Source organism: Streptomyces sp. 3MP-14 (assembly GCF_006334905.2).
Taxonomy (GTDB): Bacteria; Actinomycetota; Actinomycetes; order Streptomycetales; family Streptomycetaceae; genus Streptomyces; species Streptomyces triticirhizae.
This window is the reverse complement of record NZ_VDLZ02000005.1, coordinates 25554-40979: the sequence shown is the minus strand read 5'-3', so window position 1 is coordinate 40979 and position 15426 is coordinate 25554. Positions and strand designations below refer to the sequence as shown.

The 15426-nt window shown below is 73.9% G+C and carries 11 protein-coding genes; 7 read left to right on the top strand and 4 right to left on the bottom strand.

Annotation, left to right across the window (positions count from 1 at the left end):
- Positions 1 to 22: 22 nt before the first annotated feature.
- Positions 23 to 3094, top strand: coding sequence for an alpha-mannosidase (locus FH609_RS09080; protein WP_139666978.1), 3072 nt, complete (start codon positions 23 to 25; stop codon positions 3092 to 3094).
- On the opposite strand, the gene FH609_RS09075 is transcribed toward FH609_RS09080, so the two are convergent.
- Complete coding sequence (locus tag FH609_RS09075; protein WP_139666979.1) at positions 3066 to 4529, bottom strand: sensor histidine kinase; 1464 nt, start codon at positions 4527 to 4529, stop codon at positions 3066 to 3068. The genes FH609_RS09080 and FH609_RS09075 overlap by 29 nt on opposite strands.
- A 64-nt stretch (positions 4530 to 4593) precedes the next feature.
- The gene (locus tag FH609_RS09070; RefSeq protein WP_139666980.1) at positions 4594 to 5283 is read right to left on the bottom strand and encodes a response regulator transcription factor; all 690 of its coding nucleotides are present in this window, start codon (positions 5281 to 5283) and stop codon (positions 4594 to 4596) included.
- A gap of 273 nt (positions 5284 to 5556) precedes the next feature.
- Here FH609_RS09070 and FH609_RS09065 point away from each other — a divergent pair, with 273 nt between their 5' ends.
- The 6 genes from FH609_RS09065 to FH609_RS09040 all read left to right on the top strand — a co-directional run bounded on the left by FH609_RS09065 (position 5557) and on the right by FH609_RS09040 (position 13574).
- Positions 5557 to 6342: an amino acid ABC transporter ATP-binding protein gene (locus FH609_RS09065; RefSeq protein WP_139666981.1), complete on the top strand. Its 786-nt coding sequence runs from the start codon at positions 5557 to 5559 to the stop codon at positions 6340 to 6342.
- A 98-nt stretch (positions 6343 to 6440) separates the two neighbouring features.
- Positions 6441 to 7253, top strand: a complete 813-nt coding sequence (locus tag FH609_RS09060) for a glutamate ABC transporter substrate-binding protein (RefSeq protein ID WP_139666982.1) — start codon at positions 6441 to 6443, stop codon at positions 7251 to 7253.
- A 93-nt stretch (positions 7254 to 7346) separates the two neighbouring features.
- Positions 7347 to 8018 (top strand): amino acid ABC transporter permease, encoded by a 672-nt coding sequence (locus FH609_RS09055; RefSeq protein ID WP_139666983.1) that lies wholly within the window; start codon positions 7347 to 7349, stop codon positions 8016 to 8018.
- Entirely contained in the window at positions 8015 to 9076 is a 1062-nt protein-coding gene (locus FH609_RS09050) for an amino acid ABC transporter permease (RefSeq protein ID WP_139666984.1), read from the top strand. The genes FH609_RS09055 and FH609_RS09050 overlap by 4 nt, the downstream gene beginning before the upstream one ends.
- 69 nt (positions 9077 to 9145) lie before the next feature.
- Entirely contained in the window at positions 9146 to 10717 is a 1572-nt protein-coding gene (locus FH609_RS09045; RefSeq protein ID WP_139666985.1) for an FAD-dependent monooxygenase, read from the top strand.
- A gap of 361 nt (positions 10718 to 11078) precedes the next feature.
- Positions 11079 to 13574, top strand: coding sequence for an Hsp70 family protein (locus FH609_RS09040; protein WP_139666986.1), 2496 nt, complete (start codon positions 11079 to 11081; stop codon positions 13572 to 13574).
- Positions 13575 to 13714: 140 nt separating this feature from the next.
- Here FH609_RS09040 and FH609_RS09035 read toward each other — a convergent pair whose 3' ends face one another.
- Together FH609_RS09035 and recX are read right to left on the bottom strand one after the other, a co-directional pair.
- The gene (locus FH609_RS09035) at positions 13715 to 14671 is read right to left on the bottom strand and encodes an aminoglycoside phosphotransferase family protein (RefSeq protein ID WP_139666987.1); all 957 of its coding nucleotides are present in this window, start codon (positions 14669 to 14671) and stop codon (positions 13715 to 13717) included.
- Between the two features lie 78 nt (positions 14672 to 14749).
- A complete protein-coding gene (recX, locus tag FH609_RS09030) occupies positions 14750 to 15424 on the bottom strand; it encodes a recombination regulator RecX (RefSeq protein ID WP_139666988.1) in 675 nt (224 codons plus the stop codon).
- Between the last annotated feature and the right edge of the window lie 2 nt (positions 15425 to 15426).

Genomic DNA, 15426 nt, shown 5'->3' with positions numbered 1-15426 from the left:
AGAACGTTGAGGAGTCACCTTCATGCACGACGACCGGGACCTTGTCGAGCAGCGGTTGCGTCGAGTGCTCGACGAGCGGATCAGGCCGGCGGTGTACGGCGCGGCGGTGCCGTTGGGACTGGAGCGGTGGGACGCGCCGGGCGAGCCCGTTCCGGTGGCCGAGGCGCTGGCCGCCGCGTACCGGCCGGCCGAGGTCGGGGAACGGTGGGGGCCGGCGTGGGGCACCAGCTGGTTCCGGCTGACGGGGCGGGTGCCGGCCGAGTGGGCCGGGCGGCGCGTCGAGGCCAGGATCGACCTGGGCTTCGACCGGCAGCTGCCGGGCTTCCAGTGCGAGGGGCTGGTCCATCGGCCGGACGGCACCGCCGTCAAGGGCGTGCACCCGCACAACGACTGGGTGCCGGTGGCCCGTTCGGCGAACGGCGGCGAGGAGGTCGAACTCCTGGTGGAAGCGGCGGCCAACCCGATCCTGGTGGAGCCGCGCCCGACCGCGCTCGGCGACCGGCTGACCGTCGGGGACGAGCCGCTCTACCGGCTGCTCAGGGCGGAGTTGGCGGTCTTCGAGGCCGAGGTCTGGGAGCTGGTGCGCGACCTGGAGGTCGTCGGCTCGCTGATGGTGGAGCTGTCACCGGACGACGCGCGCCGCTTCGAGCTGGTGCGGGCGGTCGAGGCAGCGCTCGACGCCGTTGACCTGGCGGATGTCGCGGGCAGCGCGCCGGCGGCGCGCGCCCAGCTCGCGAACGTGCTCTCCGCGCCGGCGCACGCCTCGGCGCACCGGCTGAGCGCCGTGGGCCACGCGCACATCGACTCGGCCTGGCTGTGGCCGCTGCGCGAGACGGTGCGCAAGGTGTCCCGCACCACCGCCAACGTGGTGGCGCTGCTGGAGGAGTCCGACGAGCTGGTCTTCGCGATGTCGCAGGCGCAGCAGCTGGCCTGGGTCAAGGAGCACCGGCCCGAGCTGTTCGAGCGGGTGCGGCGCCGGATCGAGGAGGGCGGCTTCGTGCCGGTCGGCGGCATGTGGGTGGAGTCCGACACCAACATGGTCGGCGGCGAGGCGATGGCGCGGCAGTTCGTCCACGGAAAGCGGTTCTTCCTGGACGAGTTCGGCATCGAGACCGAGGAGGTGTGGCTGCCCGACTCGTTCGGCTACACGGCCGCGCTGCCGCAGCTGGTGAAGCTGTCGGGCTCGAAATGGTTCCTCACCCAGAAGATCTCCTGGAGCCGGACCAACACCTTCCCGCACCACACGTTCTGGTGGGAGGGCATCGACGGCACCCGGGTCTTCACGCACTTCCCGCCCGTCGACACCTACAACTCCGACCTCTCCGGGCGCGAGCTGGCGCACGCCGCGCGCAACTACCGGGAGAAGGGGCGGGGCAGCCGTTCGCTGGTGCCGTTCGGCTTCGGCGACGGCGGTGGCGGCCCCACCCGGGAGATGCTGGGCCGGGCGCGGCGGACCCGGGACCTGGAGGGTTCGCCCCGGGTCGAGATCGAGCCGCCGGCCGCGTTCTTCGCCAAGGCGCACGAGGAGTACCCGAACGCGCCGGTCTGGGTCGGCGAGCTGTATCTGGAGCTGCACCGGGGCACCTACACCTCGCAGGCCAAGACCAAGCAGGGCAACCGGCACAGCGAGTCGCTGCTGCGGGAGGCCGAGCTGTGGGCGACCACGGCGGCGCTGCGGGTGCCCGGATACGCCTATCCCTACGCGGAGTTGGACCGGATCTGGAAGACGGTGCTGCTGCACCAGTTCCACGACATCCTGCCCGGCTCCTCGATCGCGTGGGTGCACCGGGAGGCGCGGGAGACCTATGCCGCGCTGCGCGCGGAGCTGCTGGCGCTGATCGGCGCGGCCCAGCGGGCGCTCGCCGGGGACGGCGAGGGCACGGTGGTGTTCAACGCGGCGCCGCACGAGCGCGGCGGGGTGCCGGGCGGCGGCGCGCGGCCGCGCCGGGCGGGCGAGGCGGCGCGGGTCGGCGCCGAGGAGCGGGCCGGCGGCGGCTTCGTGCTGGACAACGGGCTGCTGCGGGTCGAGGTGGACGGCCGGGGCCTGGTGGTCTCGGCGGTTGACCGGGCCAGCGGCCGGGAGGCGATCGCCCCCGGCGGCGCGGGCAACCTGCTCCAGCTGCACCCGGACTTCCCCAACGCGTGGGACGCCTGGGACCTGGACGAGTTCTACCGCAACCGGGTCACGGACCTGGTGGACGTCGCGTCGCTTGAGCTGCTGGCGCCCGGGGGCGCGAACGGGGGCGACGAGGGGGCGGCGACGGTGCGCGTCACCCGCGCGTTCGGCGCGTCCCGGGTGGTGCAGCTGATCGTGTTGCGCCCCGGCGCGCGGGCGGTGGAGTTCGACACCGCGATCGACTGGCGGGAGTCGGAGAAGGTACTCAAGGCGGCCTTCCCGCTGGATGTGAAGGCCGACCAGTCGGCCTCCGAGACCCAGTTCGGCCACGTCTTCCGCCCCACCCACACCAACACCTCGTGGGAGGCGGCCAAGTTCGAGATCTGCGCGCACCGCTGGGTGCACGTGGGCGAGCCGGGCTACGGGGTCGCGGTGGTCAACGACTCGACCTACGGCCACGACGTGACCAGGGACGTGCGCGAGGACGGCGGGCAGACCACCACGGTGCGGCTGTCGCTGCTGCGCGCCCCGCGCTACCCGGACCCCGAGACCGACCAGGGCGAGCACCGGCTGCGCTTCGGCCTGGTGCCGGGCGCCGACCTCGACGACGCGGTGCGCGAGGGGCACCGGATCAACCTGCCGGAGCGCGCGGTGCCGGGGAACGCCGAGGTGGCGCCGCTGGTCCGGGTCGTCGACGGCGCGGGGCCGGCCCCGGGCGGCGCGGCCAGCGTCGTGGTCTCGGCGGTGAAGCTGGCCGACGACGAGAGCGGCGACCTGGTGGTGCGGCTCTACGAGTCCGGCGGCCGGCGCGCCTCCGGCGAGCTGTCCTTCGACCTCCCCGTGACGTCGGTCGCGGTGACCGACCTGCTGGAGCGCCCGCTGGCGGACGAGCCGGCACCCGAGGTGAACGAGGGGCGCGTGGCCTTCGCGCTGCGCCCCTTCCAGATCCTCACGCTCCGTCTGGCGCACCGGAATTGAGCGCGCCGAAGGGGGCTTCGTAGGGCGCGGGGAACGTGGCGGGCTCCGGCGCGTGCCGGGGCACCGTCACGGTCACCCGCAGCCCCGTCGGCTCGTTGTGGGCGTAGGAGATCCCGGCCCCGCCGGCCGCCAGCAGCGCGCCCACGATGGACAGGCCGAGCCCGGAGCCGGAGACGTTCTGGTGCCGGTGGCTGCGCCAGAAGCGGGAGCCGACCCGCTCCAGCTCCTCATCGGCCACCCCGGGCCCGTTGTCGACGACATCCACGGCGACGGTGTCCCCGCCGGGCGTGACGCCGACCTCCACCAGGCCGCCGCCCGGGGTGAACTTCAGCGCGTTGTCGATCACCGCGTCCAGCGCGCTGGAGAGCGCCACCGGGTCCGCCCAGCCCGTCACCGCGGCCTGGCCGGCCAGCCGCAGCTCGACGCCGCCCCGGTCGGCCACCGGCCGCCAGGCGCCGACCCGCTCGGCGACCAGCGCGGCGACGTCCACCACCCGGGGGTCGGCGGCGCTGTGCTCGGCCAGCGCCAGGTCGAGCAGCCCGTCCAGCACCTGCGCCAGCCGCTTGCCCTCGGCCCGCACCGAGGCGAACTCCTCGTTCCCCTCGGGCAGTTCCAGACCCAGCAGGTCGATGCGCAGCAGCAGCGCGGCCAGCGGGTTGCGCAGCTGGTGGGAGGCGTCGGCGACGAAGGCGCGCTGCTGCTCCAGCACCTCCTCCACATGGTCGGCCATCTCGTTGAACGACACCGCCAGCCGCCGCAGCTCCGGCGGCCCCCCGGCCGGCGCCACCCGGGCCGTCAGCCGGCCGGTCGCGATGTGGTGGGTCGCCCGGTCCAGGACCCGCACCGGGCGCAGCACCCAGCGGGTGAGCTGGAACGCGGCCACCACCGCGAGCAGCAGCGCCGCCGCCTCGCCGAGGAGGATCGGCAGCCAGCTGGCGAGGATGCTGGAGCGCAGCGGCCCGGTCGGTGACTCGGTGACCACCACGGCGATCACGTCGCCATCCCTGATCACCGGCGAGGCCACCACCAGCGTCCGGTCGGAGTCCCAGGGCCACACCTGCGCCGGGCCCTGGCTGCGGCGGCCGGCCAGCGCCTCGGCGAACTCCCGCCCCGCGACGCCGCCGGGCACCTCCCAGTCGGCCGGGGCCGCCGCCATCGCGCGGCCGTCCCGGTGGAAGACGCCCGCCCTGATCCCGTACACCCCGTGGTAGCGGCTCAGCTCCTCGGTGAGCGTGGCCAGCGGCTCGCGGGGGTCGTCGTCGGGCGAGCCGGCGGCGAACTGGGCGAGCGAGGCGAACCGCGCGGTGTCGTCGATCCGGTCCACCACCACCCGCTGCTGCTCACTCCTGGCCTGGCTGGTGGCCAGCGGAATGCCCAGGGCCAGCAGCACTCCCGTCAACAGAACGATCAACAGCGGAAGGAGTCGAGCACGCACAGAAGTTATCCCGTTCCGAACCTAGGTCGCGCCGTCGCTCAGGCCCCACCGCTCACCGAGCGCGTCACAGGCCGGGCAGCGCCAGCCGGTAGCCGACGCCCCTGACCGTCTCCACCAGCTCGGGCCGGCGGAGCTTGGCCCGCAGGGAGGCGATGTGCACCTCCAGGGTGCGCCCGGTCCCCTCCCAGCTCGTCCGCCACACGTCGCTGATGATCTGTTCGCGCCGGAAGACCACCCCGGGACGCTGGGCCAGCAGCGCCAGCAGGTCGAACTCCTTGCGGGTCAGCACCACCCGTTCCCCGTCCACCTCGACCCGGCGGGTCGCCAGCTCCACCGTCACGGGACCCACGACCAGCACCTCGGGCGCCTCCTCCTCGGACCCGGCCGGCTCCTCGCCGGCGGTCCGCCGGCTCACCGCGTGGATGCGGGCCAGCAGCTCCCCCGTGTCATACGGCTTGACCACATAGTCGTCGGCCCCGAGGTTGAGGCCGTGGATGCGGGAGCGGACGTCGGCCCGCGCGGTCACCATGATCACCGGCGTCGAGGTGAGGCGCCGGATGCGGCCGCAGACCTCGAAGCCGTCCACGTCGGGCAGGCCAAGGTCCAGCAGCACCACTCCGAAGCCGCCGCCCCGCAGCGCGGCCAGCGCCTCCTCGCCGGTGCGCACCCGCACGGGCGTGAAGCCGTGCCGGCCCAACACAGCCACCAGGGCGGCGGCGACGTGCTCGTCGTCCTCCACCAACAGCAGACGCACCCCGCACCTCCCCTGCTCTCGTTCCGCCGCCGCGGCGCCGCCCGTTCTGGCACCCTGAAGCAGCGCTACGAGAACGATTGAAGCAGGAGTGCGGGCCGAGCGGACGTCACGGAAGGATTCCGTCACCGCTCGCCAACCATGAGCCACAGCCGGTTACTGCCCGTAGGAGGAAGCAACCGGATCGTTATGCTCAATTTCCGCTCAGATCTGCTGACGCTACGTTGTACAGCTGGCTAGGGTCCCTGCAACCGACGAGGATGGAGCAACTCCACGATGAGCGATGCGCCGCTGACCAAGGACCCCGCTGAGGCCGCGCCCCTTGCGGAGGACCTGGTCGTCCTGGACGGCGTGAACAAGCACTTCGGTGCGCTGCACGTGCTCCAGGACATCAACCTGACCATCAAGCGCGGTGAGGTCGTCGTCGTGATCGGCCCCTCGGGGTCCGGCAAGTCCACGCTCTGCCGGGCGATCAACCGGCTGGAGACCATCGACGGCGGCACCATCACCATCGACGAGAAGCCGCTGCCCGAGGAGGGCAGGGAGCTGGCCCGGCTCCGCGCCGACGTCGGCATGGTGTTCCAGTCCTTCAACCTCTTCGCGCACAAGACCGTGCTCCAGAACGTGACCCTGGGGCCGATCAAGGTCCGCGGGGTCTCCAAGGCCGACGCCGAGACCAAGGCCAGGGCCCTGCTGGACCGGGTGGGCGTCGGCAACCAGGCCGACAAGTACCCGGCGCAGCTCTCCGGCGGCCAGCAGCAGCGGGTGGCGATCGCCCGCGCGCTGGCGATGGAGCCCAAGGTGATGCTCTTCGACGAGCCCACCTCGGCCCTGGACCCCGAGATGATCAACGAGGTCCTCGAGGTCATGCAGCAGCTGGCGCGGGAGGGGATGACCATGGTCGTCGTCACCCACGAGATGGGCTTCGCCCGCTCGGCGGCGAACCGGGTGGTCTTCATGGCCGACGGCCGGATCGTCGAGGAGGCCGAGCCGCACCAGTTCTTCGACAACCCGCGCAGCGACCGCGCCAAGGACTTCCTGTCGAAGATCCTCCAGCACTGACCCGGCGCCCCAGCGGCGTTCCATTATCCGGCCCTTCCCGACTCCCCGGCACTCCCGATACCTCAGGCACCTTTCCCGAAGCTAAGGACACACGCACCATGAGACTCCGCAAGGCCAGCGCCCTCGCCGCCAGCGTGCTCGCCCTCTCCCTCGCCGCGACCGCCTGTGGCGGCGGCGGTGACGACGACACCATCAGCATCGGCATCAAGTACGACCAGCCTGGCCTGGGCCTGAAGACGCCCGACGGCGAGTACGTCGGCTTCGACGTGGACGTGGCCACCTTCATCGCCGGCGAGCTGGGGTACGAGCCCGACCAGATCGACTTCGTCGAGTCGCCCAGCGGCGACCGCGAGACGATGCTGGACCGGGGCGATGTCGACTTCATCGTGGCCAGCTACTCGATCACCGACGAGCGCAAGGAGCAGGTGGACTTCGCCGGCCCCTACTTCGTCGCCCACCAGGACCTGCTGATCCGCGACGGCGAGACGGTGCCGAACGAGGAGGCCATCAACGACCTCACGCTCTGCTCCGTCGGCGGCTCCACCTCGGCGGCCAACGTCCAGGAGGAGTTCGCCCCGGACGCCGAGCTTGAGGAGCTGGGCACCTACTCCGAGTGCCTCACCGGCCTGGAGAACGGCACCGTTGACGCGCTGACCACCGACGACTCCATCCTGGCCGGCTACGCCGCGCAGGAGCAGAACCAGGGCAAGTTCGCCCTGGCCGGCCTGGAGTTGAGCGACGAGTACTACGGCGTGGGCGTGCCCAAGGGCGAGACCGAGCTGCGGGACGACATCAACGCGGCCATCACCAAGATGGTCGACGAGGGCGCCTGGCAGGACGCCGTGAACGAGCACTTCGGCCCGGCCAACTACGACGCCGAGCCGGCCCCGGAGATCACCGAGACCGACTGAGTCGTCTGAATCGCCGAGTTTCCCCGGTGGCGTGCCGTCGCTGCGGCGGCACGCCACGCCCTTTCCCATCCCCTAGGCGAGACTGGAAGATTCGTGTTCGATTTCCTCGATCTCGACCGGTACGACCTCTTCGGGGCGTTCTGGACCACGGTGCAGCTCACCTTCTACTCCGCGATCGGCTCGCTGATCTGGGGCACCGTGCTGGCCGCGATGCGGGTCAGCCCCGTGCCGATCATGCGGGCCTTCGGCACGGCCTATGTGAACCTGCTGCGGAACACCCCCCTCACCCTGGTCATCGTCGCCTGCTCCCAGGGCCTCTACTTCACGATGGGCCAGACGCTGGGCGGTGAGGGCACGAAGGGCATCGCGTTCCGGCTGGCCGTGCTCGGCTTCATCGTCTACACCTCCACCTTCGTCTGTGAGGCGCTGCGCTCCGGCATCAACACCGTGCCGGTGGGCCAGGCCGAGGCGGCCCGGGCGCTGGGGCTCAACTTCTCGCAGGTGCTGGGGCTGGTGGTGCTGCCACAGGCGTTCCGCTCGGTGGTGCCACCGCTGGCGAACGTGTTGATCGCCCTGACCAAGAACACCACCGTGGCCGCGACCATCGGCGTGGCCGAGGCGGCCCTGTTGATGCGCGACATGATCGAGCGGGAGGCCCAACTCATTCCGATCGCCGCCGTGTTCGCCTTTGGATTCATTGTCCTCACCCTGCCGACCGGGCTCCTCCTCGGCTGGGTGAGCAAGCGAGTGGCGGTGAAGCGATGAGCAAGGCAGTCTCCGTTCTCTACGACGCGCCGGGGCCGCGCGCCAAGCGGCGCAACGTTCTGATCTCCGTCGTCTTCGTGCTCGTGCTGGCCGGCATCGCCTACTGGATTCTGTCGGCGCTCAACGACAAGAACCAGCTGGACGCGGCGAAGTGGGACCCGTTCGTCACGGACTCCCGGGTGTGGACCACCTATCTGCTGCCCGGGCTCCAGGAGACCCTGACGGCCGCCGGGCTCTCCCTGGTGATCGCGCTGCCGCTGGGCGCGATCCTGGGCATCGGGCGGATGTCCGACCACTGGTGGATCAGGCGCCCGGCGGATGTGATCGTGGAGTTCTTCCGCGCGATCCCCGTGCTGATCCTGATGATCTTCGCCAACCAGGCCTATGCGGAGTGGTCGAACATCGACCGCGAGATCCGGCCGATGTACGCGGTGATCACCGGCCTGGTGCTCTACAACGCGTCCGTGCTGGCCGAGATCGTGCGGGCCGGCGTCCTCTCGCTGCCGCGCGGCCAGACCGACGCGGCGCACGCCATCGGGATGCGCAAGGGCCAGACCATGGTCCATGTGCTGCTGCCGCAGGCGGTCACGGCGATGCTGCCGGCGATCGTCAGCCAGCTGGTGGTCATCGTCAAGGACACCGCGCTGGGCGGCGCCCTGCTCGGCTACGGCGAACTCATCAGCAACACCCGCCTGGTGGCCGGCAACTACAGCAACACCATCGCCGCCTACACCGTGGCCGCCGCGATCTTCATCACGGTGAACTTCCTGCTCACCTACTTCGCCGGGTGGCTGGAGGCCCGTATCCGTCAGGGGCGGCGCGGCACGGGTGCCGTGCTGTCGCACGACCTGGCGGAGGAGACGCAGGCGGGCGGCGCCGGCATCGCGGCCCCGACGCTCGACCGGGGCGCGGGCCTGCCGGGCGGCGACGGCGGTCCCGCCGGCGGCGGTCCCTCGGAGGGCCCGGGCGGCGGTGGCGGTCCGGGTGGCGGCGGCGGTCCGGGTGGCGGCAGCGGTCTGGGCGGTGGTCTGGGCGGTGGCCGCGACGGCGGTATCTAGCCGGGCGCACAACCGGCCCGGTTCGGGGCCGACTTGACGGTAGCGGCGGCGCTGGGTTCCATACGTGCTGTGCTGCCCGTGATCATCGTTGGCGCGGGCCCTACGGGGCTCGCGCTGGCGCTTGCCCTGGCCGGGCACGGTATCCCGTCCGTCGTGCTGGACGGATCGGACGGCCCGCCGGCCGCGCGGCCGGCCAGGAGCGTGGTGCTGGCGCCCGACGTGGCGCGGTGGGCGGAGCTGCCGGGAGCACACCGGGAGAGCGCGGCCTGGGCCGGGTGGCGCACGGTGCGCCGGGGGCGCACGGTCGACACGCACGCCTTCGGCCCGACGGACGCGCCCCGGCACCTGCCGCAGCATGTGCTGGAGGCGACGCTGCGGGACGCGGTCGCCCGACAGGAACTGGTGCGACTGGCCAGGGGCCACCGGCTGACCGACTTCGAACGGCGCGAAGGCGACGTGCTGGCGCACAGCGTGCTGCGCCCCACCGACGGGCGGCGCGAGGAGAACCGGCAGTGGCGCGGCGGCTATCTGGTGGGCTGCGACGGGGCCCGCTCCACGGTGCGCAAGCTGCTGGGGGTGCCGTTCCCCGGGCGCACGGCGGTGGAACGCTACGCGGTCGCCGCGCTCCGGGCCGAGCTGCCCTGGCCCGAGGAGGCCGCGCTGCACCGGGGTCTGACGGCGGGCGAGGTGACGGTGCGGCCGCTGAGCGGGGAACGCTGGCGGCTGGACTGGCCGTTGCCCCCGGACGAGGGGCTGGTGACCCCCGAGGCCCTGCTGGCGCGCGTCGAGAGCACGCTGGCCGACCTGGGCGGGGGCACACCGCCGCCGTACCAGCTGCTCGACACGGGCGTGCAGGTCTGCCACCAGCGCCTGGCCCGCAACTGGCGCGTGGACCGGGTCTTTCTGGCGGGCGACGCGGCGCATCTGCTGGGTGCCCTGGGGACCCAGCAGGTGGCGGAGGGGCTGCGGGACGCGGAGAACCTGGCCTGGCGGCTGGCCGTCGCCAGCCGACTCGGGTACGGCGACGGGCTGTTGGACGGCTACCAGCAGGAACGCCGGGGCGCCGTCGGCCGACGGCTGCGCGCCGTCGACCAGGCCCTGCCGCTGGTGCGCGGCCGGGGCGGGCTGGGCGGCCGGCTCCCGGGGCGGGGCCGTGGGCGGCTGGCGCTGCTGAGCGACGGGCACCTGGGGCGCGGAACGCTGGGCGGGCCGCCCGACTACGGCGGCGCCGCGCGGCGGGGCACCGGGGACGTCGCGACGACGCCCCGGGTCGGCGCGCCGGTCACCGACGTGCCGGTGACGGCGCTGGACGGGGCACGGGCGCGGCTGCGCGACCGGCTGGGCGGGCCGCTGCTGCTCGTCCTCACCGCGCCGGGGGCCCGGGTCTGGGACGCGCGGCACTGGCTGTCGGCGGGGCTGATGCCCGAACTGGCCGCCGTCGCCGAGACCTTGGACCTGCCGGCGGAACTGCTGGTCACGGAGGAGTACCCGGGCGCCGGCGCGCACACGGTCCTGCTGGTGCGGCCCGACGGCCACCTGGCGGCCTGGCTCCCGGGCGCCCACCCGGACGCGCTGCGCGAGGCCGTGCGGCGCCTGCGCGGAACGACCCCCGCGCCGGCCGAGCCGACCGGCGGCCGCTGACCGCTGCTCGCGCGGGGCGCGAGCAGCGGGAACGGGCGAGGCGCCCGCCGCCCGGGGGCGGCGGGCGCCGTTGGCGGGAGGCGGAGGGCGGGGGGACGTTGGCCGCCGCGCGGGCCGACCGCGCTGTTCTGGTCGAACAGCAACGCCTGGCACGTTTCGCCTGACCATGGGCTCCCGGCTTGAACGATCCCTTTCGGCGGTGCTGCCCGACCGGCGCCGGGCGGCTGGGGATACCGTGCTGGCGGCGGTCGCGTCGTGAGGAGCCGTGCGGGCCACGGCGGCGGCCGGGGGAACGTAACCTGCGTGGGGGCGCCGGGTGTTGGGGCCGGGCCACGGGTGCTGGGTGGGGAAGGGGGCCGGGGTGGAGCCGTTGCGGGCCGGGGACCCGGAGAGGGTGGGCGGGTTCCGGTTGCGTGGCCGGCTGGGGGCCGGCGGGATGGGCGAGGTGTTCCTGGGCTGGTCGCCGGGCGGGCGGGCGGCGGCGGTGAAGGTGGTGCATCCGCATCTGGCGCGGCAGGAGGAGTTCCGGCGGCGGTTCGCGCGGGAGGTGGCGGCGGCGCGGGCGGTGGGCGGGGCGTTCACGGCCCCGGTGATGGCCGCCGGGCCGGAGGACGAGCCGCCGTGGGTCGCGACCGTCTACGTTCCCGGGCCCGACCTGGCGGCAGCGGTCGGTGCGGCTGGGCCGTTGCCGGAAGGCGCGGTGTGGCGGCTGGCGGCGGGTTTGGTGGAGGCGTTGCAGGCCATTCACGCGGTGGGGGTGCTGCACCGGGATCTGAAGCCGTCGAACGTGCTGGTGGCCGCGGACGGGCCGCGGGTGATCGACTTCGGGATCGCGCGGACGCTGGAGGACACCGCGCTGACGGCGACCGGCCTGGTGGTGGGATCGGCGGGCTTCATGGCGCCCGAGCAGGCCGAGGGCGGCGAAGTCGGCCCGGCCGGCGACGTGTTCGCGCTGGGGGCGGTCCTCGCCTTCGCCGCCACGGGGGCCGGGCCCTTCGGGGAGGGCCCGCCGCTCGCGGTGCTCCACCGGGTGGTCAACGGGCCGCCCCGGCTGGACGGGCTCACGGGGCCGCTGCGCGAACTGGTCGCCGGATGCCTGGCGAAGGAGCCCGGCGAACGGCCCGCGCTCACCGCGTTGCTGGAGCGGATCGGCGCGCACTGGGAGCCGCCGGACGATGTCCCCGGCTCCGCGCCCTGGCCGGATGCCGTCACCACCCTCATCCAGCGGCACGCCCCACCTCCGACCGCCCCCTACACCGAAGCCACCGAGGCCACCGAGGCCACGGAGCCGCCGGATGGCGGGCCGGACGGCGGGCCGGACGCGGCGCGTCGGTCGCGTCGGCGGGGTCGGCCCGTCGGCATCGACTTCGGCACGGCGCACTCGGCCGTCGCCGTCATGGAAGGCGGCGAGCCCTCGCTGGTCCCCAACGCCCAGGGCGCGCACACCACTCCCAGCCTGGTGGCCCTCACGGCCCAGGGGGATGTCCTCGTCGGCACGGCCGCCGAGCGGCAGGCCCTCACCAACCCCGACTTCACCGCGCGCGCCGTCACGTCGCGGCTGGGCACCAGCTGGTGTGTCACGCGGGGCGACGTCCGGCTGACCGCCGAGGACGTCGCCGGCCTGATCCTCGCCCGCCTGCGCCAGGACGCCGAGTCCTACCTCGGCGAGCCCGTCACCGACGCGGTGCTGGCGGTGCCCACCGGCTTCCGTCGCGACCAGCGGGCCGCGCTGGTCCGGGCCGGTGAACGGGCCGGGCTGAACGTCCTGCGGCTGATCAACGCGCCCTCGGCCGTGGCGATGGCCTACGACGAGCGCACGCACCCGGACGACTTTCTCGCCCTCCTGGTCTTCGACCTCGGCGCCGGCACCCTCGACGTCTCCCTCGTCGAACTCGACGACGGCGTCGTGGAGATCAAGGCCACCGCCGGCGACAGCCGGCTCGGCGGCGACGAGTGGGACCGGCGGATCGTCGAGCACCTGACCGAGCGCGTACGGCGGCGGCACGGGGTGGATCTCACCGGCGACATCGCCGCGCTCGCGCGGCTGCGCGAGGCGGCCGAGGCGGCGAAGATCGAACTGTCGGCCGCGCGCACCACGAGCCTCCGGCTGCCCTACCTCGCCACCGGTCCTGACGGCCCCGTCCACCTCGAAGAGGAGCTGACCCGCGAGGAGTTCGAGACGCTCACCCGGGATCTGCTGGAACGCTGCCGCACCGCCATCGAACACGTCCTCGCCGACGCCGAGCACACGCACGCCGACATCGACCGGGTCGTCCTGACGGGCGGCGCCGCCCGGATGCCGGCGGTGGGCGACCTGATCCGCCGGCTCACGGACGGCCGTGGGCCCCACCGGGGCCTGAGCCCGGAGCCCGTCGCCCATGGCGCGACGCTCCAGGCGGGCGTCCTGGCCGGTGAGGTGATGGGCGTGCTGCTCCTCGACGTCGCCCCCCACTCGATCGGCATCGAAACGCACGACGGGACCACGACGAAGCTGCTCCCACGGAACGAGATCATCCCCACGAAGCGCTCCGAGATCTTCACCACGCACACGGACGACCAACCCACGGCGGTGGTCCACGTCGTGGAGGGCGAACGCGAGGACGCCGCGCGTAACTGGACCCTCGCGGTCCTCGAACTCGCCCTGCCACCCGCTCCCCGAGGCGTGCCACGGATCGAGGTGACGGCCGACTGCCACGCCGACGGCTTCCTCCACATCACGGTCAGGGACCTGGGCACGGGCCACGAGACGGCCGCCGCCATCGACCGGGCGACGAGGGAACGGGCGGCCGCGCTCCGCCGCTCCTCCCGCTGGGCCGGCCTGCGCGGTCTCGCCCCCGTGACTCACCCGGCCTCCTGAGGGCTCCCGCTCCCCCGTCGCACTCCACCCCGACGTCGAATGCGATCGACGGGCCGGCCGCTGCCGGGTGCCGGTCGGCGCCGGCGGGAAGCCGGCGCAGCGGAACGGTCAACAGGCCGCGCCCGAGGGGCCGTTGGCGGTCAGAAGGCCGAAGTCTCCGGCTCGGGAGCGGGCGGCACGCCGCGCGTGCCCGCGCGCGGCACACCGTCGCGGAGGACACGATCCAGCGCCGCGCGGCCGGCGGGTCCCCAGGCCGGCTTGCCGCCGGGAAGGCCCCGGTCCCCGTTCTGGCCCATCTGCATCAGGAACAGGCTCTTCAGGGCGGCCAGCCCCCGCGCCCGCCGGATCGTCGCCTCGTCCGCCCGCGCATAGCCGTCGAAGAACCGTGCGGCGGCGCCCGCGGGCAGGATCACCCAGGCGGCCGCGAGGTCCCACGCGGGATCGCCGGCAAACAGGCTGTCGAAGTCGACCACGCCCGCGAGCGTTCCGTCCGCGACCACGACGTTGGCGGGATGCAGGTCGCCGTGCACCCACACCGGCGGCCCCGCCCACCCGGGGGCCGCGACGGCATCGTCCCAGACGGCCCGCACGTCGTCGGCGAGGCTGTCGGGGACCACGGAGTGGAAGAACTGGTCGAAGCCGTTCGTGCACTCCCCAGGGTGGCCGCCACGGTCCTCGCTGGCCGGCGCTTCGGCGGGCGCCTCCTCGTGGAGCGCTCCGAGGAACCCCGCCAGGACGTCGGCCGCGTGGTCGCCGCGACGGATCGCGGTGTGGTCCAGCGGTTCGCCGGGGACCCATGTCATGACGGTCCAGAGCTTGGGGAAGCGCGCGGACGGTTCGCCGGTCCGGACCGGTTCCGGGACCGGGAGCGGCAGGCGCGGGGCCAGGACGGGCAGCCACCGGCGCTCCTTGAGCTGGAGGGCCGGGGCCTGTTCGGTGCGTGGCATCCGCACCGCCAACTCGTCCCCGAGGCGCCACATCTGGTTGCCCCATCCGCCGGGCACCTCGCTGATGGCCAGCCCCGCGAGGTCCGGATGCTGCTCGCGCAGCAGCTCGCGGACCAGGTCGGCGGTGATCTCGATCTCGGCGTCGGTCATGCGACGCCACGCTACCCCGCCGGTCCGCCGACCCATTCCGGCCCGGCGGGCCGCCCCGGGCCGCGCGGGCTCCGTGGCTCAGGGGATATCCGGTCCATGGGACGCCCCCCACTCCTCGTCCTCGTCCAACGCCTGCCCCTCCCGCTCCAGGGCCTCGCGGACCACGCGCAGCGCCAGCCCCTCCGGATAGCCCTTGCGGGCCAGCATCCCGACCAGCCTGCGCATCCGCTTGGGCGTGGGCAGGCCACGCGTCGCCGGGAGGCGGCGGGCCACCAGGGCCCTGGCCGTCTCCTCCTCGTCCTCCGGCTCCAGCCGGGAGACGGCCTCCTCGATCACCGAGGAGGCCACTCCCCTGGTCCGCAGCTCGCGGGCCAGAGCCCGCCGCGCCAACCCCCGCCCGTGGTGGCGGGACTCGACCCATGCCTCGGCGAACACCGCGTCGTCGATCAGCCCGACCTCCTCGAAGCGGTCGAGCACCTCGGCGATGGCCTCCTCGGGGATCTCCCTGCGCCGCAGCGCGTCCGCCAACTGCCGCCTGGTGCGCGGCGTCCCGGTGAGCAGCGTCAGGCAGACGCTCCGGGCGCGCTCCACCGGGTCGGCCGGCGGCCCACCGGCCGGCGGTCCGTCGGCCAGCGGCCCGTCGGTGGGCGGCCCGCCCGCCGCCCGTCTCCCGCCGGAGCGGGTCCTGGCGTCGAGGGCCGGGCCACCCGCCCCCTCGGGCGGGGGCTCCGGCCACTCGCTGCGCCGGGTCATCC